The following is a 25,571-nucleotide window of genomic DNA, read 5'->3' on the forward strand; positions in this document are numbered from 1 at the left end:
GCCTTTTGGAATTCCATGAGCAAACCGATCGAGGACTACGGCTACATCGGCAACACCCTGACCGGCGCCCTGGTGGCGCGCGACGGCTCCATCGACTGGCTCTGCCTGCCGCACTACGACGATGGCGCCTGCTTCGCGGCCCTGCTCGGCGGTCCCGAGCACGGCCACTGGCAACTCGCGCCGGCCGGCCCCGTCCTGCGCAGCAGCCGCCGTTACGTGCCCGGCACGGCGGTGCTGGAAACCACCCACGAGACCGCCGACGGTCGCGTCACCGTGATCGACTTCATGCCCTTCGGCGAGGAGGAGGATCACGTCGAGCTGATTCGCGTGGTGCGTGGCGAGGCCGGCCACGTGCGCATGCGCATGCAGCTCACCATCCGCTTCGACTACGGTCACATCATGCCGTGGGTGCGGCGCATCGAGGACGTCCTGGTGGCGATGGCCGGACCCGACGCGCTGCGGCTCTACACGCCCGCGACGCTGCACGGGCGGGGGCTGCACACGGTGGCCGAATTCAGCGTCGGCGCCGGCGCCTACGTGCCCTTCGTGCTCGCCTACGATCCCTCGCACCGCCCGGCGCGGATACCGCGCGACTGGGACATCCAGCTCAAGGAGACACTCGCGCGCTGGCGCGACTGGTCCGGACGCTGCCGTTTCGACCGTCCTGAGGGCGATCCCTGGCGCGAGGCGGTGCTGCGCTCGCTGATCACGCTCAAGGCGCTGACCTTCTCGCCGACCGGTGGCATCGTCGCCGCGCCCACCACCTCGCTGCCCGAGGAACCCGGCGGCGTGCGCAACTGGGACTACCGCTACTGCTGGCTGCGCGATGCCACCTTGACCCTGTATGCCCTGCTCGGCGCCGGCTATCGCGACGAGGCCGCCGCCTGGAGCGAATGGCTGATGCGCGCGGCCGGCGGCGATCCCGGGCAATTGCAGGTGCTCTATGGCCTGGCCGGCGAGCGGCGACTGACCGAGCTGGAACTGCCCTGGCTGCCCGGTTATGCCGACAGCCGTCCGGTGCGCGTGGGCAATGCCGCCTATGCGCAGCGCCAGCTCGACGTCGCCGGCGAGCTGATGGACGCCTTCCACGCCGCGCGCAAGCAGGGTCTCCAGCACGGCGACGGCTGGGGCTTCCAGCTCGCCCTGCTGGAGCGGCTGGAAAAGGTCTGGCGGGAACCGGACGAGGGCATCTGGGAAGTGCGCGGCGGCGCGCGGCATTTCACCTTCTCGCGGGTGATGTGCTGGGTGGCCTTCGATCGTGGCGTGCGGGCGGTCGAGGATTTCGGCCGCGAAGGCCCCGTCGCGCACTGGCGGCGCATCCGCAAGGAAATCGCCGACGACGTGCATCGGCATGGCTGGAACGAGCGCCGCCAGGCCTTCGTGCAGTCCTATGGCAGCGACACCCTGGACGCCTCGCTGCTGCTGCTGGCGCAGGTCGGTTTCCTGCCCGCCGACGACCCGCGCTACGTCTCCACCGTCGAGGCGATCGAGCGCGAGCTGATGGTCGATGGACTGGTGCGCCGCTACCGGCCCGAGCGCGCCGACGATGGCCTGCCCGGCGGCGAAGGCATGTTTCTCGCCTGCAGCTTCTGGCTGGCCGATGCCTACGTGCTGCTCGGGCGGCGCGACGATGCAGTGGCCCTGTTCGAGCGCCTGCTCGCCCTGCGCAACGATCTCGGCCTGCTCGCCGAGGAATACGACCCGCGCGGCGGCCGCCAGCTCGGCAACTTCCCGCAGGCCTTCTCGCACATCGCGCTGATCAACACCGCCTACAACCTGGCGAGCGCCTTCGGTCCGGCGGAGCAGCGCGCCGACGGCGACGGCAAGCGGCGCTGAGCCGGCACCTGTCCGCTCAAATCTCCACCTGCGCGCCGAGTTCGATCAGCCGGTTGCCGGGGATCTGGAAAAACGCCGTGGCCGGCATCGCGTTGCGGGCGAGGAAGGCGAACAGCTTGTCGCGCCACAGCGCCATGCCCGGCCGGCGGGCATTGGCGACGATGGTCTCGCGCGAGAGGAAGAACGTGGTGTCCATCATGTCGAACGTGAGGCCGACACGCGCGCACTGCGTCATCGCCAGCGGAATGTTCGGATCCTCGGCAAAACCGAAACGCAGTTCGAGACCATAGAAACCGTTGCCGAGCGGCGTCAGGGTGATGCGCTCCTCGGCCTCGGCCACCGGCGTCTCCAGCACCTCGACGGTCAACAGCACGTTGCGTTCGTGCAGCACCTTGTTGTGCTTGAGGTTGTGCAGCAACGCATGCGGCACCGCGCTCTGGTTGGCGGTGAGGAACACCGCCGTGCCCGGCACGCGCAGCGGCGGATGCTCGGTGATGCTGGCGATGAAGGGGGCGAGCGCCACGCCACCCTGCTTGATCTCGCGCATCACCAGTTCGCGGCCGCGACGCCAGGTGGTCATCACCGCGAACGCCACCACGCCGAGCACCAGCGGGAACCAGCCGCCATGGGCGATCTTGAGCACGTTGGCACCGAAATAGGCCAGATCCAGCGCCAGCATCAACAGTCCGACCGGCACCAGCACCAGCCAGTGCCAATGCCACAATCGCCGCGCCACCACCAGCGCGAGCAGGGTGGTGACGGTCATCGTGCCGGTCACCGCGATGCCATAGGCGGCGCCCAGGTTTTCCGAGCTGCGAAACCCGATCACCGCGCCGAACACCAGCAGCATCAGCATGCGGTTCACGCCGGGCACGAAGATCTGCCCGGACATCTCGCGCGAGGTGTGCACCACCATCATGCGCGGCGAATAGCCCAGCGACATCGCCTCGCGGGTCATCGAGAAGGCGCCCGAGATCACCGCCTGCGAGGCGATCACCGCCGCCGCGGTGGCCAGCACCACCATCGGATAAAGCAGGCTCTCGGGCACCAGCAAGTAGAACGGGCTCTCGATCGCCTGCGGATTGCGCAGCAGCAGCGCACCCTGGCCGAAGTAATTGAGCAGCAGCGCGGGCAGCACGAAGCAGAACCAGGCCCGCCGGATCGGCTGCTTGCCGAAGTGGCCCATGTCCGCATACAGCGCCTCGGCGCCGGTCAGCGACAGCACCACGCCGCCCAGGGCGATGAACGAAGCAAGCCCGTGATTGGCGAAGAAGTGCACCGCATGCAGCGGATTGACCGCATACAACGCCTGCGGATGGGTGAGGATCTGGCGCAAGCCCAGCAGCGCGATCACCACGAACCAGAGGCTCATCACCGGCGCGAACGCCTTGCCCACCACGTGCGTGCCGTGGCGCTGCAGGGCGAACATGCCGGCCAGAATGATGAGCGCGATCACCACCACGTAGCGGTCCAGCCCCTGCGCGGCAACCTCCAGGCCTTCGACCGCGCCCAGCACCGAGATCGCCGGGGTGATCACGCCGTCGCCGTAGAACAGGGCGGCGCCGAAGATGCCGAGGATGCCGATCAACCAGCGCATGCGCGCGGCGCGGCCGACCGAGCGTTGCGCCAACGCCATCAACGCCATGATGCCGCCCTCGCCCTTGTTGTCGGCACGCATCACGAAAATAACGTACTTGAGCGAGACCACGATGATCAGCGACCACAGGATCAGCGAGAGCACGCCGAGCACGGCCGCCGGCGTCGGTGTCATGCCGTGCGTGCCCAGGGTTTCCTTCATGGTGTAGAGCGGGCTGGTGCCGATGTCGCCGAACACCACGCCAATGGCGCCGAGCGCCAGCCTGAACAGCCGGCGGCGGGCGTCGCTGCCGCCCTCCACGGGCGTGCCTGTCTGCTCCATCGTTCAACCTCCCAGCGCGGCGCGCAGCGCCTTGCGAATGATGGCCTCCGCATCGTCGCCTTCGGCGGCGACCTGCTGGATCAGCCGGGCCGCCTCGGCCGGCTTGTAGCCGAGCTGCTGCAGCGCCGCGCCGGCCTCGCCGGCAGGATCGGCCGGACGGACGGCGCCGGTGCCCGGCAGGCGCACGGCCACCGCCTCGCCGCCCAGGCGGTCGCGCAGCTCGACCACGATGCGTTCGGCGGTCTTCTTGCCGATACCGGGAATACGCGTCAGCGCGGCGATGTCGCCGGCCTGCACCAGCCGCGCGAAATCGTCGGTGGAGACGCCCGAGAGCACCGCCAGCGCGATGCGCGCACCGATGCCGCTGACCTTCTGCAGGTTGCGGAACAGCGCACGCTCGGCTTCGCGCAGGAAGCCGTACAGCGCCACGCTGTCCTCCTTGACCGCATGATGGGTGAGCAGCACCACTTCCTGGCCGGGCGGCGGCAGGTCGTAAATGGTCGACATCGGCGCCTCCAGCTCGTAGCCGACGCCGCCGACGTCGATGAGCAGCCAGGGCGGCTGCCGCCAGACCAGGGTGCCGCGCAGCCGGCCGATCATCGGCGCCTCCAGGCACTGCGCGCGACGCCCACGCGCTCGAGGCTCGAGCGGGTGTGCGCGTGCGCCACGGCGATGGCGAGCGCATCGGCGGCATCGGCCTGCAGCGGCCCCTTGAGCCCGAGCAGCACGCCGACCATGTGCTGGACTTGCGTCTTGTCGCCGCGGCCGCTGCCGACCACGGCCTGTTTGACTTCCGTCGCTGCGTATTCGTGCACGGCCATCCCCCGACTCACCGCCGCGCAGATCGCGGCACCCCTGGCCTGTCCAAGCTTGAGCGCCGAATCGGCGTTGCGTGCCATGAACACCCGCTCGACCGCGCATTCGGTCGGCCGATAGTCGGCGATGATGGCGTTCAGATCGTCGAAAATGCGCTTGAGCCTGGCGGGAAAGTCCGCCTCGCCCGCCACCATCAGCGCGGCATGGAAATGGTGCGTCAGACGCCCCGCGCCATCCACCTCGATGACCCCCACGCCGGTGCGCTGGCTGCCCGGATCGATGCCGAGTATGCGGGTCATGGCGAGCGGCGCCCAAGGCGCGGACTAGGCACGGTTTTCTTCGGGCGGCTCGGCGTTGTGGTAGACCACGCTGACGTCATCCAGCGCCTCCAGCCGTTCGAGCAGCTCGGCCAGTTCCTCCTGCGCCTCGGCGGACACCGCCACGCGGTTGTTCGGCCGCATCACCACGCCGGCATGCTGGGCGACGAGCCCGGCTTCGGCCATGGCCTGCTGCACCGCCTCGAAACGTTCCGGCGCGCACAGCACGACGCTCTCGCCGTGCTCGTTGACGACGTCGTCGGCGCCGGCGTCCAGCGCCGCCTCCAGCACCTTTTCCTCGCGCGCGGCATCGCCGCCGGTGGGAAACACCAGCTCGCCGCAGCGAGTGAACTGGAACGCCACCGAGCCGGAGGTGCCGAGATTGCCGCCGTGCTTGGTGAGCGCATGGCGCACGTCGGCCACGGTACGTACCGGGTTGTCGGTGAAGCACTCGATGATCAGCGCCACCCCGCCGGGACCATAGCCCTCGTAGCGCAATTCCTCCATCTTGGCGCCGCCATCGGCGCCGGAGCCGCGCTTGATCGCGCGCTCGATGGTGTCCTTGCTCATGTTCGCCGCCAGCGCCTTGTCCACTGCGGAACGCAGACGCGGATTGAGCGCAGGATCAGGCACGCCGGCGCGGGTGGCGACGGTGATCTCGCGGATCAGCTTGGTGAACACCTTGGCGCGCTTGGCGTCCTCGGCATTCTTGCGGCCTTCGATGGAAGGGCCTCTACCCATGGCGTCATCATCCAGCAAACGTGGGACAAGCCGGTGATTTTAGCGCAAGCGCCCGATCCCGCGGGTCAGCCCTCGCCGGGCGCCGCAGCGAAGCGACCGTGACGCAGGAAACGGGTGGCGAGCATGGCTGCCTCCTGCGAGAACAACAGGCCCAGATGGCTGGCCTCGACCACGACGTGATCGGTGATGCCGGGCAGACGGGTCTCGGCCACGGCCACGGTGCCGTCGTGCTCGCCCTCGAGCTGGCCGACCATCGCGCCCAGACCGAGCGGCACGCGGCCGGCGATGACGCCGACCTCGCGCACCCCGTCCCAGCGCTCGAAGCCGCGCTCGAGCAGATCGCGATTGCCGCCGAGCAGCGCCTCGCCCGCGCGGCCCAGGCGGGCGAAGGCGCGCGCCGCGGCGCTGCCCTTGAGCGGGGAGCCGAGACAGACGATGCGACCGGGCGGCAGCCCCGGCGTGTCCTGGCAGGCGCGCAGGGCGAGCAGCCCGCCCAGGCTGTGGCCGACCAGGTGCACCGGACCCGGTGCGAGCGCACGCATCCGGACATGCAGCCGGCCGAGGATGTCCGCCTGCGGCATCGCCACGCTCAGGTAGTCGAAACGGTGCACGCGGTAGCCTTCGGCCATCAGCCGCCGGTGCAGCAGGCCGAGCGCGAAACCACGCATCCACAAGCCATGCAGCAGGATGACGTGCTCGCTCATGGCCGCGCAGCCAAGTCAGGCGGCACCGCCCGCGGAGAGGGTGCGCGCGGCATCGATACGGACAGCCGCCCGGCCGCCGCCCCGCGGCCGCACGTCACCGGCCGGCTCACTCCGGCGCGGCCGTCACCGCCACGTGCAGTTCCTTGAGCTGCGCCGCGCCGACCGGCGAGGGGGCGTCGGTCATGAGGTCTTGCGCGCTGGTGGTCTTGGGGAAGGCGATCACGTCGCGGATCGACTCGGTGCCGGCGATCAGCGCGGCGATGCGGTCGATGCCGAAGGCGATGCCGCCGTGCGGCGGTGCGCCGAACTTGAGCGCCTTGAGCAGGAAGCCGAACTTCTGCTCGGCCTCCTCGGCGCCGATGCCGAGCAGCTCGAACACCGCGCGCTGCATCTCCGGGCGATGGATGCGGATCGAGCCACCGCCGATCTCGTTGCCGTTGAGCACCATGTCGTAACCGCGGCTCACCGCGATCGCCGCATTGGCATTGAGCTCGTCGATATCATCGACCTTGGGCGCGGTGAACGGGTGATGCAGGGCGACGAAGCGACGCTCCGCCTCGTCGTACTCGAACATCGGAAAATCGGTGACCCACAGCGGCTTCCAGGCATGCTCGACGAGGCCACGGTCCCTGCCGACCTTGAGCCGCAGCGCGCCCATGGATTCGGTGACCGTCTTCCACTTGCCGGCACCGAGGAAGACGATGTCGCCCGCGCACGCGCCGGTGGCCTCGAGCAGCGCCGACAGAGCGGCATCGTCGAGGAATTTCGCCACCGGCGAGGTGACGCCCTCGCGGCCCTTAGCCGGATCGTCCACCTTGATCCAGGCCAGCCCCTTGGCGCCGTAGCGGCCGACGTACTCGGCGAGCGTGTCGAGCTCCTTGCGGCTCATGCCGGCGCCGTCCGGCACGCGCAGCGCGGCGACACGGCCGTTCGCATCATGGGCGGCCTGCGCGAACACCTTGAACTCGACGGCCTTCAACGCGTGGGCGACATCGACCAGTTCCAGCGCGATGCGCAGGTCGGGCTTGTCCGAGCCGTAGCGGCGCATCGCCTCGGCCCAGGTCATGCGCGGGAACGGATCGTCCAGCGCGATGCCGGCCACCTCCTTCAGCACCTCGCGGATCATGGTCTCGACGAAGTCCTGCACGTCGCGTTCCTCGACGAAGGCGAACTCCATGTCGAGCTGGGTGAACTCCGGCTGGCGATCGGCACGCAGGTCCTCGTCGCGGAAGCAGCGCGCGATCTGGTAGTAACGGTCGAAGCCGGCCATCATCAGAAGCTGCTTGAACAGCTGCGGCGACTGCGGCAGCGCGTAGAACTTGCCCGGATGCACGCGGCTCGGCACCAGGTAGTCGCGCGCGCCCTCGGGCGTGGCCTTGGTCAGGATCGGCGTCTCGATGTCCTGGAAGCCGCGCGCGTCGAGGTAACGCCGCAACGCCTGCACCAGGCGGATGCGGGTGCGGATCATGCGCTGCATCTCCGGCCGCCGCAGGTCGAGGTAGCGGTAGGTCATGCGCAGATCCTCGTTCGGCTGCTCGTGCAACGCGAAAGGAAGATCACGCGCGGCGTTCAGCACCTCGACGGTGTCGGCCAGCAGCTCGACGGTGCCGGTGCGCAGCTTCTCGTTGATCGACAACCGCCGGCGCACGGTACCGGTGACGCGCAGGCAGTCCTCGTAGCCCAGATCGGCGGCCAGTTTGAAAGCCTCGGCGTGATCGCGCTCGATCACCACCTGGGCGATGCCTTCGTGATCGCGAAGGTCGATGAAGGCGACGTGGCTTTGCAGGCGTAGCGTATCGACCCAACCGCAGAGGACGACGGTCTGACCGATCAGCGACTCGTCGATGAGGCCGCAGTAGTGCGTGCGCATGGGATGACCCGGACGGCAGAAGAAAGCGCGCAAGTCTAGCATCGCGCCCTCTCCCAGGCCGCCCGGACAGGCTCCCCTCAACTGCTCACCGCGCAGCCGCACGGTCCCTCATCAGGCGCTGTCGGCCGCCTTGGCGCCACCCGATTTGGCCTCGCCCGCCGGCGCGGCGGGTGCCGGCGCGGGGGCGGGCGTCGCTGCCGGCTTGGCCTCGGCGGCGGGACTTTCGGCGAGATTGCGCTTCTTGTCGCCGTCCTTCTTGAAATCGGTTTCGTACCAGCCGCTGCCGGCCAGCCGGAACGCGGCCGCGCTGACCCGTCGCCGCACGCGCGGCGCGCCGCACTGCGGGCAGCATTCGGGATCGGGGTCGGCCATCTTCTGCAGACGATCGAAACGATGGCCGCAGGCGGTGCATTCGAACTCGTAGATCGGCATGGGAAGGCTCCAAAGCAAGGCGCCGGACACGGGCCGGCAACGACGCCGCGATTATTGGTGCGTGGCTTGGAAATTCAATCCGCGCCGGCTGACCATTCGCCTCGTCTTGAGGCATTTGGATGTCCAGACGTCTATTGACCGCAGGGCAGGCAGGTCCTAGGCTGCGGCACAAGCGCGCAACTGTCTGCGCCAAGGGGAATGATCTCATGTCTTCGCATACCGCCCGCCATCGTCGCGTACTCGTGCCCACGGCCCTGTGCCTGGCCCTGGGGTCCGCCCTGGCCCAGGCCCAGGATGCCGGCCAGACGAACACCACCGCCACGCCCGAGAAGGCCAAGGAACTCAGCACGGTGATCGTCACCGGCACGCGCACCGCCAACCGCACGGTTGACAGCTCGCTGACGCCGATCGACGTGGTCTCCGGCAAGGATCTGCAGCAGATGGGCACCAGCGAGCTGCCCACCGCGCTGGCGCGCCTGATTCCCTCGCTCAATTTCCCGCGCCCTTCGGTGGCGGACACCGCCGACTCGCAGCGGCCGGCCCAGCTGCGCGGTCTGTCGCCCGACCAGGTGCTCGTGCTGGTCAACGGCAAGCGCTGGCACCCGGGCGCGCTGCTCCTGACCAACGGCGTGCTCGGCCGCGGCTCGCAGGCGGTGGACCTCAACACCATCCCGATCGCGGCCGTCGACCACATCGAGGTGCTGCGCGACGGCGCCTCCGCGCAATACGGTTCCGATGCGATCGCCGGCGTGATCAACATCATCCTGAAGCAGGGCGCCAAGCAGGGCGACGTCGAGGTCACCGGCGGTCAGTACACCCACGGTGATGGCCGGCAGTGGCAGGGCTCGGCCAATTTCGGCATCCCCTTGAATGGCGACAAGGGCTGGCTGCGCTTCACCCTGCAAAGCGGCAACCAGGACCACACCAACCATGCCGGCGTTGACAGTCGCCCGGCCTACAGCAGCTATGGCGTGCGCTACCGGCAGGGCGATCCGGACGTGCATGACAACAACCTGCTGCTCAACGCGCAGTACGACTTCACCCCGGACGTGCAGTTCTACGCCTTCGGCCATTTCGGTCGTCGCCAGAGCACCTCCCCAGCCTTCTTCCGCTACGGCAACAGCAGTCCGCTGATCGCGAACATCTACCCTGACGGCTATCTGCCGCTCGAGCATGGCGATTCCACCGACCGCTCACTGGTGCTCGGCCTGCGCGGCACCTGGGACGGCTGGCGCTGGGACGTGAGCGGCAACTACGGCGGCAACCGGGTGTCCTACGAAACCCGCAACAGCGTCAACCTGGCCTGGCTCAAGGACTTCGGCTCGAGTCCGCGCAGATTTGACGATGGCATCCTGCACGACGATCAGGAAGCCTTCGACGTGGATCTGGCCAAGGATTTCACGCCGAACTGGCTGCCCAGCCCGCTCACCGTGGCCTTCGGCGCCGAATACCTGCGCCAGAGCTACGGCATCGATGCCGGCGAGCCGGCGTCCTGGTATGTCGGCACTTCCGGTACGGCCGGCGGCGCACAGGGTTTTGCCGGCTGGCAGCCGATCAGCGCCGGTTCCTGGTCACGGCACGACGTGGCCGAGTACGTGAGCCTCGAGACCAACCTCACCGACCGTCTCGGCGTCTCGCTGGCCGGCCGGCACGAGGATTACACCGACTTCGGCACCACCACCTCGGGCGCGCTGGCCGGGCGCTTCGACTTCACCTCGCGCTTTGCCCTGCGTGCCAGCGCCTCCACCGGTTTCCGCGCGCCCTCCCTCGCCCAGCAGCACTATTCGTCGGTGTCGTCCTACTACTACGGTGCCGGCAATTCCCTGGGCCTGCCGGCGGGTATCTACAATTCCGGCCTCCAGCCGGTGGACAACCAAGTTGCCCGCCTGCTCGGCGCGCAGCCGCTCAAACCGGAGAAGTCGCACAACTACACCGTGGGCATGGTGTGGAACCCGACCGACCCGCTCACCCTGAGCGTCGATCTCTACAAGATCACCATCGGCAACCGCATCGTACTGTCGAGTTCGCTGCCTACCACCAACCCCGCGGTGCGCTCCTATCTCGCCGCCAACGGCATCGACAACCTCAACTACAGCGGCATCTCCTATTTCACCAATGCCGCCGACACGCGTACCCGCGGCATCGACATCGTCGCGACCTATCTCAGCGACTTCGGCAATGCCGGCACGCTGCAGACCACCTTCAGCGCGAACTACAACAAGAACGAGGTGACCAAGGTCAAGCCCAATCCGGCCGTACTCGATGCGCTCGGTGTCAACTTCAAGCGTCTGGACCGGCGCGATATCAAGGGCCTGCTCGCCGACAGCGCGCCGCGCATGAAGCTGATCCTCAACGAGCAGTACACCGTCGGTCGCTGGAACCTGTCGGGCACCCTGACCCGCTATGGCCGCTACACCTCCTACAGCCAGACCAACCCGCTCTACGACCAGGTGTTCAGCCCCAAATGGGTGCTCGATCTGGCCGCCAATTACAACGTCGACCGTTGGACCTTCACCTTGGGTGTGGACAACGCGACCGACACCTACCCGGACAAGAACATCCCCGCCAACAGAAACAACGGCACCCTGCCCTATTCCACGTTCTCGCCCTTCGGCTACAACGGCGCCTATGTGTACGGCAAGGTTCGCTACAGCTGGTGAGTCTGCCGGGTGGCTGGAAAGCACGCGGGCGGCTCAGCCGCCCGCGTCGTTTTAGGTCATCGCCCGGCATTCAACGGGCCGGCTGCCAGCGCAGGCTGAGCATGAAGTTGCGGCCCGGCTGGTTGTAGTACCAGGCCGTCTCGTAGCGCTTGTCGAAGACGTTGTTGAGAGCAAGCTGCAGCTTCCAGTCCCGATCGACCATCCAGGCCAGCCGCAGGTCGGTGAGCGCATAGCCGCCGAGCCGATGCAGGTTGGCGGCATCGTCGTAACGGTAGCCGGAGACGAACCAGCTGGCACCCGCACTGAAGGCGCCGAACGGGCGATCGAGATCCAGCCGGGCGGTCTGCCGTGCACGGCGCGGCAGCAGGTTGCCGTCCTCGCCCGTATGCGAGCGATCGCGCGGATCGAGCCAGCTGGCGCTGGCGTTGACCGTCCAGCCGGCGATGCGCGTGCCCACGGTCGCCTCGGCGCCGCGGATGCGCGCGCGATCGATGTTGTTCGGCCCGCCATAGGGATGTTCTGCGTCGACCAGCGCGGTGTCGTAGGCGATTAGATCGCTCACCACGTTGCGGTAGATGTTGACCGACCACCAGCCCCAGCCGGGCGTACCGCGCACGCCGAATTCGAGGTTGCGCGAGCGCTCGGGCTTCAGGCGGGCATTGCCGTAATAGGGGTAGTAGAGCTCGTTGAAGCTCGGCGCCCTGAAGGCGCTGCCGTAGCTGGCGGTCACCCGCAGGTCGCGAACGATATCCCATCCCCACAGCAGGCTGCCGGTGTTCTTGCCGCCGAACTGGCCGTCCTCGTCGCGGCGCACACTGGCCTGCAGCGACTGCGTGCCGAAGCGTTGCTGCCACTGCGCAAACAGGCCGCGGTCGATGCGGCGATCCACGGCGAAATCGCTGCTGCTGGCCAACTTGTCGCGCTGCCAGTCGAAACCGGCGCTGTAGAGGCCTTCGCCCAGCGAAAGATCGGCCTGCACGGTGCCGAGCGTGCGCCGGGTATCGAAATGGTCGACCGGACGGCCATCGAGGTAGTCCTCGGCCAGGTCCATGGTTTCACCCAAACCCAGGCTCACATCCAGGTTGGACAGGGCCTGCCAGCGCAGCTTGCCGCCGGCCACCTGCGAGGTATCGTCCGCCGCATTGGCCACGCTGCCGTCGTATTCGTTGTGGCCCTCGGCACGGAAAAACTGCACGTCGCCATCCAGCGTGGGCGTGAAGCGGTAACCGCCGCGCAGGGTGATCGCGTTGTTGCGATAGCCGTCGCGGTCCGGCTGATCGACATAACAGCCGGCGAAAGCTTCCGCTGCGCCGAGTCGGCAGGCATTGATGCCATGCGTGTTGTCGTGGCTGGCTTCCAGCGCGTACCAGCCGTCGCCGACCTTGCCGCCCACTCCCGCCGAGGCGGCCGCGTGATGATCGCTGCCGAAGCCCAGCATCAGATTGGGATTGAAATCGCCCTGCGGCTGGCGGGTGAAGATCTGCACCACGCCGCCGATCGCCTCCGAACCATACAGACTGGAAAATGGCCCGCGCACGATCTCGATGCGCTCGATCTGCTCGAGCGGAATGTCCTGGATGGCCGCGGCGCCGTTGGTGGCCGCGCCGAGTTTGAATCCATCGACCAGCACCAGCACGTGGTCGGAAGCCGTGCCGCGCAGGAACATCGAGGTCAGTTTGCCGGGGCCGCCGTTGTTGGCCAGCTGCATGCCGGGAGTGCCGCGCAGGAGGTCCATCAACGAGGCCGGCTGCAGACGCTCGATGTCCGCGCGGTCGATCACGGTGACGGCGGCCAGGGTCTGGTCCTGGGTCTGCGCCGTGCGCGTGGCGGTGACCACGACGCCGGTTAGATCGGTGGCGTCGTCCGAGGTCGCGGCCGTGGCGTCGTCCGAGGTCGCGGCCCACGCGCCGCCTGAAAACGAAGCCGCAAGCGCACCCGTCAGGGCGGCGGTCAAGGCGCGGCGATGCAACGATTTTCCATTCACGAGCATGTTCGATACTCCCGGTCCCGCGCCTGCCCGCGCGGTCCGCAACGGTGAGATAGACATGCGGAAAGGAAGGTGCCGGCCGACCGGCCGTCCCCATGGCATCGCCCTCCGCATGCCGGGTCTTGCCGCGGGGCCGGTCTCCGGGCTCGCGAGCGAGGTTCCATCGAACCTCCCGATCCGCGCCTTCCCATGCCAAAGCACAGTGGCCTGATGCGGAACGTCTGCTCGCCTACCGTTGCGGGGGCAGCTCCGGCATGGCCTGCGCAAGGGCAGGCGGCACCGGATTCCCGTTTCAACCGCACCGACGAACGTCGGCGCGGTCACCTCGAGGCGCGCGCAGTGTAGCAGGCCGTCTTGCCGTGCGGCGCCGCAAAAAACGGCTCCGCACGGGGCTGAAAAACGACGAGGCCGGCAAGAGCCGGCCTCGCAACGGGACGGGAAAGGCGATCAACCGCGCCGGAACACCAGCTGGCCGTTCTCGGCATCCACCTTGACGATCGAACCCGGCGGGAAGCGGCCTTCCAGGATCTCGCGGGCCAGCGGGTTTTCCAGCTGGTGCTGGATCGCACGCTTGAGCGGCCGCGCGCCGTAGACCGGATCGAAGCCGATATTGCCGAGCAGATCGAGCGCCTTGTCGCTGATCTCGAGCTTGAGCTGGCGCTCGGCCAGGCGCTTCTCCAGATAGCCAATCTGGATGCGCGCGATGGCCCGGATCTGCGCCTTGTCCAACGGACGGAACACCACGATCTCGTCCAGGCGGTTGATGAACTCCGGCCGGAAATGCGCCTGCACCACGCCCATCACCGCGGCCTTCATCTTGGTGTAGGACTCCTCGCTGTTGTCGCCTTCGAGCTCCTGGATCAGCTGCGAACCCAGGTTAGAGGTCATCACGATGACGGTGTTGCGGAAGTCCACCGTGTGACCCTGGCCATCGGTGAGCCGGCCATCGTCGAGCACCTGCAGCAGGATGTTGAAGACATCCGGATGGGCCTTCTCCACCTCATCGAGCAGGATCACGCTGTACGGACGCCGGCGCACCGCCTCGGTGAGATAGCCGCCTTCCTCGTAGCCCACGTAGCCGGGCGGCGCACCGATGAGCCGCGCCACCGAGTGTTTCTCCATGAACTCGCTCATGTCGATGCGGATCATGGCGTCCTGGGTATCGAACAGGAACTCGGCCAGCGCCTTGCAGAGCTCGGTCTTGCCGACGCCGGTGGGACCCAGGAACAGGAACGAACCGTTCGGCCGGTTGGGATCGGAAAGCCCGGCGCGGGCACGGCGGATGGCATCGGCGACCGCGCGCACCGCCTCGTCCTGGCCGACCACGCGCTTGTGCAGTTCCTCCTCCATGTGCAGGAGTTTCTCGCGCTCGCCCTCGAGCATCTTGGACACCGGGATGCCGGTCCAGCGGCTGACGACCTCGGCGATCTCCTCGGCGGTCACCTTGTCCTGCACCAGCTTGAATTCACCCTTCTGCTCGGCGGCCTGCGCGGCGGCGAGCTGTTTTTCCAGCTCCGGCAGCACGCCGTACTGGATCTCGCTCATCTTGGCGTAGTCCTGCCGGCGCTGCGCGGCCTCGAGTTCCAGCCGTGCCTGCTCGATCTGTTCCTTGATCTTGGTCACGCCCTGCAACGCGGCCTTTTCCGCCTTCCACACCTCGTTGAGGTCGGAAAACTCGCGCTCGGCCTTGGCGATCTCGGCCTCGAGGTCGGCCAGCCGCTTCCTGGAGGCCTCGTCGGTCTCCTTCTTCAGCATCTCGCGCTGGATCTTGAGCTGGATCAGCCGCCGCTCCAGACGGTCCAGCTCCTCCGGCTTGGAGTCGATCTCCATGCGGATGCGCGCGGCCGCCTCGTCGATCAGGTCGATGGCCTTGTCCGGCAACTTGCGATCGGTGATGTAGCGATGCGAGAGCGTGGCCGCGGCGACGATCGCCGGGTCGGTGATCTCCACGCCGTGGTGCACGGCGTAGCGCTCCTTGAGGCCGCGCAGGATGGCGATGGTGTCCTCGACCGAGGGCTCGCCGACGTAGACCTTCTGGAAGCGCCGCTCCAGCGCGGCGTCCTTTTCGATGTACTGGCGGTATTCGTCCAGCGTGGTCGCGCCGATGCAGTGCAACTCACCACGCGCGAGTGCGGGCTTGAGCATGTTGCCGGCATCCATCGCGCCCTCGGCCTTGCCGGCGCCGACCATGGTGTGGATTTCGTCGATGAACAGGATGATCTGGCCCTCGCTCTTGGCCAGGTCGTTGAGCACGGCTTTCAGGCGTTCCTCGAACTCGCCGCGGTACTTGGCGCCGGCGATCAGCGCGCCCATGTCGAGCGCGAGCACGCGCTTGTCGCGCAGTCCTTCGGGTACCTCGCCCTTGACGATGCGCTGGGCCAGGCCCTCCACGATCGCGGTCTTGCCCACGCCTGGATCACCGATCAGCACCGGGTTGTTCTTGGTGCGCCGCTGCAGCACCTGGATCACGCGGCGGATTTCCTCGTCGCGGCCGATCACCGGATCGAGCTTGCCCTGCTCGGCACGTTCGGTGAGATCGATGCAGTACTTCTGCAGCGCCTGGCGCTGGTCTTCCGCATTCTCGCTTTGCACCTTCTCTCCTCCGCGCAGTTTGTCGATTGCAGCCTCGATATTGGCCTTGGTCGCGCCGGCCGCCTTGAGCGCGTTGCCGAGTTCACCCTTGTCCTCGAGGGCGGCGAGCACGAACAGCTCGCTGGCGATGAACTGGTCGCCGCGCTGCTGGGCCAGCTTGTCGGTGAGGTTGAGCAGACGATTGAGATCGTTGCTGACGTGGATGTTGCCCTCCTGACCACTGACCTTCGGCAGCCGCTCCAGGAGTTCAGCCAAACGCTGACGCAGGGCGGGCACGTTGACCTTGGCCTGGGTCAGCAGCGGCGTGACCGAGCCGCCCTGCTGGTCGAGCAGGGCCAGCATGACGTGCACCGGCTCGAGCATGTTGTGGTCACGGCCGACCGCGAGCGATTGCGCATCGGCCAGCGCCTGCTGGAAGCGCGAGGTGAGTTTGTCCATACGCATGGTGGGTTTCTCCCCAGGAAAATGTTTGGCGAACGCTCGCCACTGCCGCCAAACATGCGGACGGGATGTGCCGATTCAAGCGGCGGCGGCGCGCTTTGCATGGGGCGGGAAGACGCAGCATGCTGACCACCCCATCCAGCGGACCTCAAGCCCATGACCGCCCGTGCATGCCCGGCCTTTCCAGCGCAGCCTCATGCCGGCAGCTTGCATGGCTTGGGCCGGCAGGGCCGTCCATACCGGCGCGCCGCACGGGTCGCGGTCTGGACGATGGTGCTGGTGCGCACGTTCCTGGGTGTCAACGTCCAGGCGGCGGTGGTGCCGCCCATCTCGCCCGCGCGCACCGCCACGGCGGCGGGGCTCATCGACGTGCGAAGCCGTGTCCCCGACCTCGCCCTGGACATCCAATACGCCGGCAGCGACAACTTCCTGGGCCGCCCGGCGAAAGGCTATCTCGCGCCGAAGTGCCTGCTGCTGCCAACGGCCGCCGATGCCCTGGCACGCGCCGAGCGTGCCTTGCGGGCCCAGGGCTATCGACTGCTGATCTGGGATTGCTACCGGCCGGTCCGCGCCGTGGATGATTTCGTGCGTTGGGCACACGCGCCCGCGGAGGATGAGCGTGGCAAGGCCGCGCATTACCCGCGCCTGGCCAAAAGCCAGTTGCTGGGCGACTACATCGCGCCCGTCTCGGGCCACAGCCAAGGGGCGACGGTGGACCTCACCCTCCTGCGCTGCGTCGACGGACGGACATGCGCGCCGCTGGACATGGGGACCGGCTTCGACTACTTCGATCCGCTCGCCCATACCGACGCGCCGGGGCTGACTGCCGACCAGCGCGCCAACCGCGCCCGGCTGCGCGCGGCGATGGAAGAGGCGGGTTTTCGCAATTACCCGCTCGAATGGTGGCACTACACCTTCGACGGCGCGGCCGCGAACCTGCGTTACGACGTGCCGGTGGAGTGAGCCGGATCGGGCGAATGCGGCGCCCGGGCGAGCCGGATCGGAATGCGGCGCGCCCCAAATTGCCCAGGCATGGGCTCGAACACGCCGGGGATGACCGTGCCGCAGCCGGCGCAGGCGCCACGGGCATCGAGCCCCCAGTGTCCGATCTCGTACCCCAGCCGTTCGATCAGCAGCGCGCCGCACGTCGGGCACCAGGTGCTGGCGCCTTCCGGGTCGATCACGTTGCCGGTATAGGCGAACTGCACGCCATTGCGCAGCGCGATCTGCCGCGCCCGGGTCAGCGTAGCGGGCGGCGTCGGCGGCGTGTCGCGCATTTTCCAGTCCGGATGGAAAGCGGTGAAATGCATCGGCACGTCGGGACCGAGCTCACGGACCACCCATTGCGTCATCCGGTCGATCTCCTCGTCCGAATCGTTCTGGCCGGGAATCAGCAAGGTGGTGAGCTCGAACCAGACCCGGGTGTGGTGCTTGAGATAGACCAGCGTGTCCAGCACCGGCTGCAGCTGCGCGCCACACACCTCGCGGTAGAAACGCTCGGTGAAGGCTTTGAGGTCGACGTTCGCCGCGTCCATGTGACGGAAGAACTCCTCGCGTGCCGCCTCGGTGATGTAGCCGGCGGTCACCGCCACCGTCTTGATGCCGCGCTCGTGGCAGGCCTTGGCGGTATCCACCGCATATTCGAGGAAGATCACCGGGTCGTTGTAGGTGAAGGCGACGCTGCGGCAGCCGGTCTGCTCGGCCACGCGGGCCAGGTCCTCCGGCATCGCCCGGTCCTGCAGGGTGTCCATCTCGCGCGATTTGGACATGTCCCAGTTCTGGCAGAACTTGCAGGCCAGGTTGCAACCGGCAGTCCCGAAAGAAAGCACCGGCGTGCCGGGCAGGAAATGGTTGAGGGGTTTTTTCTCGATCGGGTCGATGCAAAAACCACTCGAGCGGCCATAGCTGTACAGCTTCATCTGCCCGTGTTCATAGCCGCGCACGTAGCACAGACCGCGCTGCCCCTCGTGCAGCTTGCAAAACCGCGGGCACAGATCGCACTGCGCGCGGCCGTCGTCGAGCAGATGCCAATAACGTGCCGGCACGACGGTATCGTGCGCCGGAACGGATTCAGGAGTGTTCATCGAAGACCTCTTGCGGCGTCTTGAAGCGGGCGTGCCGCGTGCCCATGTTGTTGGACGGCGCGCCTATCGCCGCGCACCGCGTCAGGCCGTGTGGCCTTGAACCTTCTCTGCAGATGGGCGCGGGCGGCGGCCAAATCAATGTCGCGCCGGAGCGCACCATGATGTCGAACACTCTCCGCCCCCCGGCCGTCGCCGGCCTGTTCTATCCAGAAAACCCTGCGGAACTGCGCGCCTGGGTCCGCGCGGCACTGGCCGAGGCGCCGGCCCACCCGCCAGCGCGCTATCTGATCGCGCCCCATGCCGGCTGGATCTACAGCGGCGAGGTCGCGGCGGCCGCCTACCGCTGCATTCCTCCCGGCATCCGGCGCGTGCTGCTGATGGGCCCGGTCCACCGGGTCTGGACGCCGGGTCTGGCACTACCCACCGTGGATGCCTTCCTGACCCCGCTCGGGCCGGTAGTCCTCGATCGCGCCGCCATCGCGGCGCTCGCCACCCTGCCCGGGGTGACCCTCGATGACCTGCCGCACCGCGATGAACACTGCATCGAGGTGCATCTGCCCTTCCTGCAGTCGGTGATCGGCGATTTCACGCTGATCCCGGCCGTCGTCGGTGGCGCCTCGCCGGCCATGGTGGCCAACGTCATCGAGGCCTGCGACGACGGCCGCACGCTGATTCTGGTGAGCTCGGATCTCTCCCATTACCACGACTACGACACCGCAAAGCGCTTGGATGCGCAGACCGCGCGCCACATCCTGAGTTTGGACGACCATCTCGTCGGCGAACAGGCGTGCGGCGCGGCGGCCATCAACGGTCTCTTGTACTACGCCAAACGCCACGGCCTCGGTGCGGAACTGCTGGATCTGCGCAATTCCGGCGATACCGCAGGCACCCGCGACCGGGTGGTGGGCTATGGCAGCTTCGCGCTGCGTCCGGCGGCCTGAGGACAGGTGTCATGAACGCCAACCCGGCATCGCTGAACGATCCGGCCGTCGGGCGCCTCCTGCTCGAGATCGCCCGCCGCTCGATCGCCCACGGCCTCACCCATGGCGAGCCGCTGCCCGTGGATCCGGCGGCTTATCCGCCGCTCGTGCGTGCGCCAGGAGCGAGCTTCGTTACGTTGACGCTCCGCGGGCAACTGCGCGGCTGCATCGGCATGCTGGAGGCCATCCGCCCGCTGGTGCAGGACGTGGCCGAAAATGCCTATGCGGCGGCCTTCGCCGATCCGCGCTTTCCGCCGTTGCGGCCCGAGGAATTCGCGCACATACGCATCGCCGTCTCGGTACTCACTGCACCCGAACCGCTGCCGGTACGCAGCGAAGCCGAGCTCCTCGCCTGGCTCGAACCACACGTGCACGGCCTCATCCTGGAAGAAGGCCGCCGCCGTGCGACCTTCCTGCCCAAGGTGTGGGACGAATTGCCCGATCCGGCGCAGTTCCTCGCCCACCTGAAGCTCAAGGCTGGCCTGCCGCCCGATTACTGGAGCGATCGCCTGCGCTTTTACGTCTATCGCAGCCTCGATTTCGCCGAGGGCTAAACCGCCTGGACCGGAAGACGCGAAAGGTGAAGGCTGTCCTCACATCCGCTGCACGCCAAGGCAAGAGGGCCTGCGGGATATTCATTCAGCGGATGAACCCTCCCCCTGGCATCCGCCTTCCGGACCCCGCCTCGCGCGGGGTTCTTTTTTGAGTGCATCGGCGACGCGGCCGGCCTGCAACCTTCAGGCACCAACCGCGGCCTTGCGTGCGGGCCCCGCACGCAGCAATGCGCAGACCAGCGCCACGCATACGATGACCGGCAGCCAGATCGGCAGCAGCACCAGCATGGCCAGCGGCACGGCGATGGCCAGGGCGACCCCGCCAAGGATCAATCCAAGCACGCTGCCGACCAGGGAGAAACAGGCGCCGACCAGGCCGCATACCAACTTGAACACCAGGCCGAGCACGGCAAGGACCATGCAAAAAAACGCCAGCATCGCCGCTATGCACAGAATCGCAAGTATCGTCATGGCTCGTTGTCCTCATCGACCTACCGCGGGGCACCCACCCATGAGTTTATGCCGGCACGGGTACGAACATCCGGCGGTTATTGCAAGGTTTCGCTCAGGATCCGTGGCGTAACGAAAATTAGCAGCTCGGCCTTGTCGTTCTGGCGCGAGGTCTTGCGAAACAGCAGGCCCAGCCCCGGAATATCGCCCAGCCCCGGCACCTTGGTGGTCGAATTGCTCTTGGTGACCTCGTAGATGCCGCCCAGCACCACCGTCTGGCCATTGTCGACCAGCACCGACGTGTTGAGCTCGCGGGTGTCGATCTGCGGCACCTTGCCACTGCCCGGCGCGTCGATGAAGGCCGCCAGGGCGTCTTTCTTCACGTTGATCATCAGATAGACGCGGTTGTCGGCGGTGATCGTCGGCGTCACCCGCAGTTCGAGCACGGCATCCTTGAACTGCACGGTGGCGGTGCCGCTGTTCGCCGCCCCAGTGGCGCTGTTCTGATAGGTGACATAGCCGATCTCCTGACCCTGGCGGATCACCGCCTCCTGCTGGTTGGCGGTGATCACGCGCGGACTGGAAATGACCTCGCCACGGCCCTCGGTCTGGGCGGCGGAAAGCTCCAGGTCGACGGCGTAGTTGGCGCCCAGGATAGCCAGGGCGAAGCTGCCGCCCGGCGTCGTGGACGGCAGATTGACGTTCAAGCCGCTGCCGTCGCTGGGGAACGTCGTCCCGGTGGTGGTGCCATTGCCGATGTCCTTGCCGCCGGTGGAAATGACCTGTCCGCTCGGATTGACCCGACGGGCCTGGACGCCAAACTTGGAACCGAGCTCGCGGGTGAAATCATCGGTAGCCACCACGATGCGCGATTCGATCAGGACCTGCTGCACCGGCCTGTCCAGCACCGCGATGAGGTCGCGCAATTCGCGGATTTTTTCCGGCGTGTCATTGATGAGCAGCGTATTGGTGCGGACGTCATAGGACACGCTGCCGCGTGCTGACAAAAACCCCCGGCTACGACCGCTGCTGCCGCCACCGCCATTGCTCTGCATGCTGCCCTGGGTCAGCAGCTTGGCGATGTCGACCGCCTTGCCGTAGCTGATCGGTACGTAGTCGGTCACGAGTTCGGCGTTGTCTTCGGCCTTGAGCCGCGCATCGGCGACGCTTTGCTCGTAGTCGGCCAGCTCCTTCTGCGGGGCGATCCAGACCACATTGCCGTTGCGGCGCTTGTCCAGGCTCTTGGCCCGCAGGATGACGTCCAGCGCCTGGTCCCAGGGCACATTGACCAGCCGCAACGTGATGCTGCCACCGACGGTGTCGGAGGCGACCAGGTTCAGCCCGGAGACGTCGGCGAGCAGCTGCAGGGCGGAACGCACCGGGATGTCCTGCATGTTGAACGTGACGCGGTTGCCGGTATAGACCGGTTCCTGGCCCTTGGCGAGCTTGGCATCCGTGGGCGAGGCCTTTTTCGGCGCGACCTCGACCACGTACTGCTCGCCGGTCTGGTAGGAGGACGTCTCGACGTTGCCCTTGACCGCGATCTCCAGCCGCGCGGCGCCGGCGGCATTGCGCTTGACGTCGATGGCCTGCACGGGCGTGGCGAAATCCATGACGTCCAACCGCTGGACCAGCTTGTCCGGCAAGTTGGCATGGTCGAGTTCGACGATCACGCTGTCGGCCTGGCGGCGCATCTGGGCGTTGGCACCGGGCCCGCTGAAGTCGATCAGGATGCGGCCCTCGCCATTGGGACCGCGCCGGAAATCGACCTTGGTGATCGCCGGACCGTTCGCGGCCGAAGGCAGGGCCTTGGATGGATCGATGGTGGCCGCCGTGGTGGTGGTTTGCGCGGCGGTACCGTCGTTGACGGTGAGCACCAGGCTCGCCCCCTCCACCCGGGCGCGGTAGGTGGATTCGCGCTGCAGCTCGACGACCACGCGCGTGCGGTTGCCCGCCGAGATCGCGGTGACCCCGTTCGTGGCTCCCTTGCCGACCGCAAGATGCCGCGCGGCCGCATTGACGGTGTCATCGAAATCGAGCGCGATCCGCGGCGGATTGGCCGTGGTGAAGATCTTGGGTTGCGGCACCGGCCCGGGCGCGAAATCCATGCGCAGCTCGACCCGCCCGCCAGGCAAGGTGTCGTATTGAATGTTCTTGAGGGTGGCGGTCGCGCCGGCCCGACCCGCAAGGGAAAGCCCGGCGATCAAGAGCAGGCCGGCCACCAGGCCATGCCGCACCCGGCGCAGCGCACACTTCTCGGTTCCGCTTTGCATGCTCATGGCATCTGCCCTTTGCTCATTTTTCGCCGAGCGCAATGCTGGCCGTGCGTTCCATCCACCCGCCGTTGCCGTTGGGAACCAGCTCGACCAATTCGATGTGGTCATCTGCGATCTTCGTGATGCGGCCATAGTTCTGGCCGATGTATTCGTTGCGGTGCACGCGGTGGATGACGCCGGCCGGATCCTTGATTAACACCTCCATCGTCGCGCCGCTGCCAAGCGTGCCTACCATCTTCAGGCTGTCCAGGGCGAACATTTCCAGCGGCTCCTTGGGCCGGTTCTCGTCCGGGCGCGGGCCGGCATTGCCCGCCGACGGCTGCAGTTCGGCGGTGCTCGGGCTGAATGGGTCGCGCATGTCCTGGTCGTTGTACTGGAACGTCTCGAAGGTCTTGATCACCGGCAGCGGCGGAATCGGCGCCCCCTTCCGCGCTTTCTCCTGCGCCACCCAATCGCGCAGATCGGACATGCCGCGGGTGCAGCCGGCCAGGGCCAGTGCGACGCACAGCAGGAACAGAAGCCGCGTGCTCGACATGGCGAACGGGCCGCTCATGGCTTGCCCCCCGACTTGCCCGCGGTGGGCTTGGCAAGCTTGGCGTCCTTGCCGCCGCCTTCGTCGTCTTCCAGATACCGATAGGTCTTGACCGTGCCCTGCAGCACCAGCTGGTGGCTGTCCTTGTCTTTGGGCGTCAGGGACACGTCGTGCATGGTCAGGATCACCACCCGGGGCAGTGAAGCCACGCCGCTGATGAAGGTACCGAACTGGTGATAGGTGCCGATCATCTTGAGCTGGATCGGCTTTTCGGCGTAGAAATCCTTCGGGATCTCGGCGCCCGGCTGGAACAGCTCGGTTTCAAGGCCCGCCGACAGCGCCGTCTGGGAAATGTCGACCAGCAGCTCGGGCATCTCCGTCCTGCTCGGCAACTGGCGCAGCAGCTGGCGCAGCATGTCCTGCATTTCATCCAGCTGCTGCTGCAAGGCATCCAGGTTGATCGCCTTGGATTGTTTCTGCGAAAACTCCTGCTTGAGCTGGTCTTCCTTGGCCGCCAGCGTAGTCAGCTCGTCCTGCTGGTCGCTGATCTTGAGATACCAGCCCAGGAAGGCGACGACCAGAAAAACCAGCGCGGTGAAGAAGATTTTCACCGAACGCGGCCAGCCGCCGATGTTGTTGCGGTCGAGACTGCGCAGCTCGTCGAGGAACTTCATGGCTTGGTCCCTCCCGCTGCGGGCCTGACCGCCGGTGCGGAAGCGTCTTCCGGCTTGGGACGGTTCAGGGTGACGTCGAGCCCGAACACGTAGGGCATGCGACTGTCGGCGTGGGTATTTTCGGTCTTGCGCAGATCCGCGTGGCCCATCCAGGGCGATGCCTCGATGTTGCGCATGTACTCGGCGACGCTGGCGTTGGACTGGGCAAGGCCATCAAGCGACAGTGAATTGCCGCTCTGCTTGAGCCCGGTCAGCCGGACGCTCGGCGGCGTGGTCTTCACCAGCTCGTCGAACAGATGGACCATCTGCGACCGGTTGGCCTGCAGCTGTTCGATGATGTCCTTGCGGGCCAGGAGACGCTGCCTGACCTTTTCCAGGTCCTTGATCTTGTCGATCTTCTCGTCGATTTGCTTGATCTCGCCCTCAAGGTAGGCATTGCGTTCGTTCTGGTTGTCGATGCGTGCGCCCATCCAGAACGACCACAGCATCAGCACGAGCACCGCGGCGACGAAGGCCGCGCCCAGCTGCATGAAGAACTCGCGCTCGCGCTGCTTGCGCCGCTGCGCGCGCCAGGGAAGCAGGTTGATGCGTGCCATCAGTCGAAGCTCCTCAAGGCGAGCCCGACGGCGATCATCAACGCCGGCGCATCCTGGGCGAGCGCTTGCGCCTGGACGCGGGATGACAGCGCCATGCGCGCAAGCGGATTGGCCACCACGCAAGGCACGCCGAGCTGTTCCTCCAGCATCCGGCCGATGCCGTCGATCGAGGCGCTGCCGCCCGCGAGCACCACTTCATCGACCTTGCCATACTCGCTGCCGGCGAAGAAGAACTGCAGGAGACGGCTGATCTGCTGCACCAGCGCTTCCTTGAACGGCTCGAGGACTTCGCTCTCGTAGGACTCAGGCAGGCCACCCTTGCGCTTGGCGCGGCCGGCCTCTTCATAGGAGAGGCCGTAGCGGCGCATGATCTCGTCGGTGAGCTGGCGGCCGCCGAAGACCTGCTCGCGTGAATAGATGGTGCGCTGGCTCTTCAGCACCGAGAGCGTGGTCATGGTGGCGCCGATGTCGACCAGGGCGACCAGGGCATCGCGCCCCACGTTGAGCTGATCGACGAGCAGCGCGAAGGCGTTTTCGAGCGCGAAGGCCTCGACATCGATCACCTGTGCCTTGAGGCCACCGAGCTCGAGCGCGGCCACGCGCATGTCGACGTTCTCGGTGCGCGAGGCCGCCAGCAGCACGTTGTTCATTTCCGGGTTGTCGCGGACCGGACCCAAGACCTCGAAGTCGAGACTGACTTCCTCGATCGGATAGGGAATGTACTGGTTGGCATCGACCAGGATCTGTCCTTCGAGATCGTCTTCGGACAGGTCGGCCGGCATCGGCACGATGCGCGTGATGACCGCCGATCCGGCCACCGCCGCTGCGGCATGCTTGGCTTTCGAGCCGGAACGGGCGAGCGCGCGACGGATGGCCTCGCCCACCGCCTCGACCTCGACGATGTTTTTTTCCACCACGGCATTGGGCGGCAGCGGCTCGACCGCGTAATGCTCGACGCGGTAGCGACCACCGGACTGGCTGAGCTGGAGCAGCTTGACCGCGGTCGAGCTGATGTCGACACCGATCAGTGGCGGCCTTTTGGGCGTGAACAACCCCACGGTGATCCCCTTCCCCCTGCGCCCGCCTGTATCCCAAGCCTGGGCTTATGTAT

At 67.0% G+C, this 25,571-nt stretch carries 21 protein-coding genes and 1 riboswitch; of the genes, 5 read left to right on the top strand and 16 right to left on the bottom strand.

What is annotated here, in order from left to right:
- Window positions 1-15: 15 nt before the first annotated feature.
- Window positions 16-1,836, top strand: a complete 1,821-nt coding sequence (locus ALSL_RS10250; protein ID WP_126538854.1) for a glycoside hydrolase family 15 protein — start codon at window positions 16-18, stop codon at window positions 1,834-1,836.
- A 16-nt stretch (window positions 1,837-1,852) separates the two neighbouring features.
- Here the strand turns inward: ALSL_RS10250 and ALSL_RS10255 are convergent, their stop codons facing one another.
- The 7 genes from ALSL_RS10255 to ALSL_RS10285 all read right to left on the bottom strand — a co-directional run bounded on the left by ALSL_RS10255 (window position 1,853) and on the right by ALSL_RS10285 (window position 8,634).
- Entirely contained in the window at window positions 1,853-3,754 is a 1,902-nt protein-coding gene (locus ALSL_RS10255) for a potassium transporter Kup (RefSeq protein ID WP_126538856.1), read from the bottom strand.
- 3 nt (window positions 3,755-3,757) lie between these two features.
- Window positions 3,758-4,354, bottom strand: coding sequence for a Holliday junction branch migration protein RuvA (ruvA, locus tag ALSL_RS10260; RefSeq protein ID WP_126538858.1), 597 nt, complete (start codon window positions 4,352-4,354; stop codon window positions 3,758-3,760).
- Window positions 4,351-4,869 (bottom strand): crossover junction endodeoxyribonuclease RuvC, encoded by a 519-nt coding sequence (gene ruvC / locus ALSL_RS10265; RefSeq protein WP_126538860.1) that lies wholly within the window; start codon window positions 4,867-4,869, stop codon window positions 4,351-4,353. The genes ruvA and ruvC overlap by 4 nt, the downstream gene beginning before the upstream one ends.
- A gap of 24 nt (window positions 4,870-4,893) precedes the next feature.
- Window positions 4,894-5,628 (bottom strand): YebC/PmpR family DNA-binding transcriptional regulator, encoded by a 735-nt coding sequence (locus tag ALSL_RS10270; RefSeq protein ID WP_126538862.1) that lies wholly within the window; start codon window positions 5,626-5,628, stop codon window positions 4,894-4,896.
- Window positions 5,629-5,693: 65 nt separating this feature from the next.
- Window positions 5,694-6,332: an esterase/lipase family protein gene (locus ALSL_RS10275; protein ID WP_126538864.1), complete on the bottom strand. Its 639-nt coding sequence runs from the start codon at window positions 6,330-6,332 to the stop codon at window positions 5,694-5,696.
- A gap of 106 nt (window positions 6,333-6,438) precedes the next feature.
- Complete coding sequence (gene aspS, locus ALSL_RS10280) at window positions 6,439-8,202, bottom strand: aspartate--tRNA ligase (RefSeq protein WP_126538866.1); 1,764 nt, start codon at window positions 8,200-8,202, stop codon at window positions 6,439-6,441.
- A gap of 111 nt (window positions 8,203-8,313) precedes the next feature.
- Window positions 8,314-8,634: an FmdB family zinc ribbon protein gene (locus tag ALSL_RS10285; protein WP_126538868.1), complete on the bottom strand. Its 321-nt coding sequence runs from the start codon at window positions 8,632-8,634 to the stop codon at window positions 8,314-8,316.
- 206 nt (window positions 8,635-8,840) lie between these two features.
- Here ALSL_RS10285 and ALSL_RS10290 point away from each other — a divergent pair, with 206 nt between their 5' ends.
- A complete protein-coding gene (locus ALSL_RS10290; RefSeq protein WP_126538870.1) occupies window positions 8,841-11,294 on the top strand; it encodes a TonB-dependent receptor plug domain-containing protein in 2,454 nt (817 codons plus the stop codon).
- 70 nt (window positions 11,295-11,364) lie between these two features.
- Here ALSL_RS10290 and btuB read toward each other — a convergent pair whose 3' ends face one another.
- Window positions 11,365-13,248, bottom strand: coding sequence for a TonB-dependent vitamin B12 receptor (gene btuB / locus ALSL_RS10295; protein WP_231700208.1), 1,884 nt, complete (start codon window positions 13,246-13,248; stop codon window positions 11,365-11,367).
- A gap of 147 nt (window positions 13,249-13,395) precedes the next feature.
- Window positions 13,396-13,624, bottom strand: a riboswitch (cobalamin riboswitch).
- A 104-nt stretch (window positions 13,625-13,728) separates the two neighbouring features.
- A complete protein-coding gene (gene clpB, locus ALSL_RS10300) occupies window positions 13,729-16,317 on the bottom strand; it encodes an ATP-dependent chaperone ClpB (protein WP_126538877.1) in 2,589 nt (862 codons plus the stop codon).
- Between the two features lie 267 nt (window positions 16,318-16,584).
- Between clpB and ALSL_RS10305 the strand changes: the two genes are divergently transcribed.
- Complete coding sequence (locus ALSL_RS10305; protein WP_126540211.1) at window positions 16,585-17,277, top strand: M15 family metallopeptidase; 693 nt, start codon at window positions 16,585-16,587, stop codon at window positions 17,275-17,277.
- Here the strand turns inward: ALSL_RS10305 and amrS are convergent.
- The gene (amrS, locus tag ALSL_RS10310) at window positions 17,256-18,398 is read right to left on the bottom strand and encodes an AmmeMemoRadiSam system radical SAM enzyme (protein ID WP_126538880.1); all 1,143 of its coding nucleotides are present in this window, start codon (window positions 18,396-18,398) and stop codon (window positions 17,256-17,258) included. The two genes, ALSL_RS10305 and amrS, sit on opposite strands and share 22 nt — an antisense overlap.
- Window positions 18,399-18,559: 161 nt before the next feature.
- Here amrS and amrB point away from each other — a divergent pair, with 161 nt between their 5' ends.
- Window positions 18,560-19,339, top strand: a complete 780-nt coding sequence (amrB, locus tag ALSL_RS10315) for an AmmeMemoRadiSam system protein B (RefSeq protein ID WP_126538883.1) — start codon at window positions 18,560-18,562, stop codon at window positions 19,337-19,339.
- Window positions 19,340-19,350: 11 nt separating this feature from the next.
- Window positions 19,351-19,932 carry an AmmeMemoRadiSam system protein A gene (amrA, locus tag ALSL_RS10320; RefSeq protein ID WP_126538886.1) on the top strand — a complete coding sequence of 194 codons (582 nt, stop codon included), beginning with the start codon at window positions 19,351-19,353 and terminating at the stop codon, window positions 19,930-19,932.
- Between the two features lie 183 nt (window positions 19,933-20,115).
- Here the strand turns inward: amrA and ALSL_RS10325 are convergent, their stop codons facing one another.
- The 6 genes from ALSL_RS10325 to ALSL_RS10350 form a co-directional block, all read right to left on the bottom strand.
- A complete protein-coding gene (locus ALSL_RS10325; protein WP_126538888.1) occupies window positions 20,116-20,370 on the bottom strand; it encodes a hypothetical protein in 255 nt (84 codons plus the stop codon).
- A gap of 110 nt (window positions 20,371-20,480) precedes the next feature.
- A complete protein-coding gene (locus tag ALSL_RS10330; RefSeq protein ID WP_425478980.1) occupies window positions 20,481-22,661 on the bottom strand; it encodes a type IV pilus secretin PilQ in 2,181 nt (726 codons plus the stop codon).
- 16 nt (window positions 22,662-22,677) lie between these two features.
- Window positions 22,678-23,211, bottom strand: coding sequence for a pilus assembly protein PilP (locus ALSL_RS10335; protein ID WP_126538890.1), 534 nt, complete (start codon window positions 23,209-23,211; stop codon window positions 22,678-22,680).
- Window positions 23,208-23,864 carry a type IV pilus inner membrane component PilO gene (locus ALSL_RS10340; RefSeq protein WP_126538892.1) on the bottom strand — a complete coding sequence of 219 codons (657 nt, stop codon included), beginning with the start codon at window positions 23,862-23,864 and terminating at the stop codon, window positions 23,208-23,210. The genes ALSL_RS10335 and ALSL_RS10340 overlap by 4 nt, the downstream gene beginning before the upstream one ends.
- On the bottom strand, window positions 23,861-24,460 hold the full coding sequence (locus ALSL_RS10345) for a PilN domain-containing protein (protein WP_126538894.1): 600 nt from the start codon (window positions 24,458-24,460) through the stop codon (window positions 23,861-23,863). The genes ALSL_RS10340 and ALSL_RS10345 overlap by 4 nt, the downstream gene beginning before the upstream one ends.
- Complete coding sequence (locus ALSL_RS10350) at window positions 24,460-25,518, bottom strand: pilus assembly protein PilM (RefSeq protein ID WP_126538896.1); 1,059 nt, start codon at window positions 25,516-25,518, stop codon at window positions 24,460-24,462. Before ALSL_RS10350 ends, ALSL_RS10345 begins: the two co-directional genes overlap by 1 nt.
- Between the last annotated feature and the right edge of the window lie 53 nt (window positions 25,519-25,571).

The organism is Aerosticca soli, from assembly GCF_003967035.1.
Lineage (GTDB): Bacteria > Pseudomonadota > Gammaproteobacteria > Xanthomonadales > Rhodanobacteraceae > Aerosticca > Aerosticca soli.

Bases quoted from the DNA above. Each gene is read 5' to 3' on its own strand.
- clpB (WP_126538877.1), bottom strand. From the start codon at position 16,317: ATGCGTATGGACAAACTCACCTCGCGCTTCCAGCAGGCGCTGGCCGAT.
- amrB (WP_126538883.1), top strand. From the start codon at position 18,560: ATGTCGAACACTCTCCGCCCCCCGGCCGTCGCCGGCCTGTTCTATCCA.
- ALSL_RS10270 (WP_126538862.1), bottom strand. From the start codon at position 5,628: ATGGGTAGAGGCCCTTCCATCGAAGGCCGCAAGAATGCCGAGGACGCC.
- ALSL_RS10255 (WP_126538856.1), bottom strand. From the start codon at position 3,754: ATGGAGCAGACAGGCACGCCCGTGGAGGGCGGCAGCGACGCCCGCCGC.
- ALSL_RS10250 (WP_126538854.1), top strand. From the start codon at position 16: ATGAGCAAACCGATCGAGGACTACGGCTACATCGGCAACACCCTGACC.
- ALSL_RS10285 (WP_126538868.1), bottom strand. From the start codon at position 8,634: ATGCCGATCTACGAGTTCGAATGCACCGCCTGCGGCCATCGTTTCGAT.
- ruvA (WP_126538858.1), bottom strand. From the start codon at position 4,354: ATGATCGGCCGGCTGCGCGGCACCCTGGTCTGGCGGCAGCCGCCCTGG.
- ruvC (WP_126538860.1), bottom strand. From the start codon at position 4,869: ATGACCCGCATACTCGGCATCGATCCGGGCAGCCAGCGCACCGGCGTG.
- ALSL_RS10330 (WP_425478980.1), bottom strand. From the start codon at position 22,661: ATGAGCATGCAAAGCGGAACCGAGAAGTGTGCGCTGCGCCGGGTGCGG.
- ALSL_RS10325 (WP_126538888.1), bottom strand. From the start codon at position 20,370: ATGCTGGCGTTTTTTTGCATGGTCCTTGCCGTGCTCGGCCTGGTGTTC.
- ALSL_RS10290 (WP_126538870.1), top strand. From the start codon at position 8,841: ATGTCTTCGCATACCGCCCGCCATCGTCGCGTACTCGTGCCCACGGCC.
- ALSL_RS10345 (WP_126538894.1), bottom strand. From the start codon at position 24,460: ATGGCACGCATCAACCTGCTTCCCTGGCGCGCGCAGCGGCGCAAGCAG.
- ALSL_RS10275 (WP_126538864.1), bottom strand. From the start codon at position 6,332: ATGAGCGAGCACGTCATCCTGCTGCATGGCTTGTGGATGCGTGGTTTC.
- ALSL_RS10340 (WP_126538892.1), bottom strand. From the start codon at position 23,864: ATGAAGTTCCTCGACGAGCTGCGCAGTCTCGACCGCAACAACATCGGC.
- amrA (WP_126538886.1), top strand. From the start codon at position 19,351: ATGAACGCCAACCCGGCATCGCTGAACGATCCGGCCGTCGGGCGCCTC.
- ALSL_RS10305 (WP_126540211.1), top strand. From the start codon at position 16,585: ATGGTGCTGGTGCGCACGTTCCTGGGTGTCAACGTCCAGGCGGCGGTG.
- amrS (WP_126538880.1), bottom strand. From the start codon at position 18,398: ATGAACACTCCTGAATCCGTTCCGGCGCACGATACCGTCGTGCCGGCA.
- ALSL_RS10335 (WP_126538890.1), bottom strand. From the start codon at position 23,211: ATGAGCGGCCCGTTCGCCATGTCGAGCACGCGGCTTCTGTTCCTGCTG.
- aspS (WP_126538866.1), bottom strand. From the start codon at position 8,202: ATGCGCACGCACTACTGCGGCCTCATCGACGAGTCGCTGATCGGTCAG.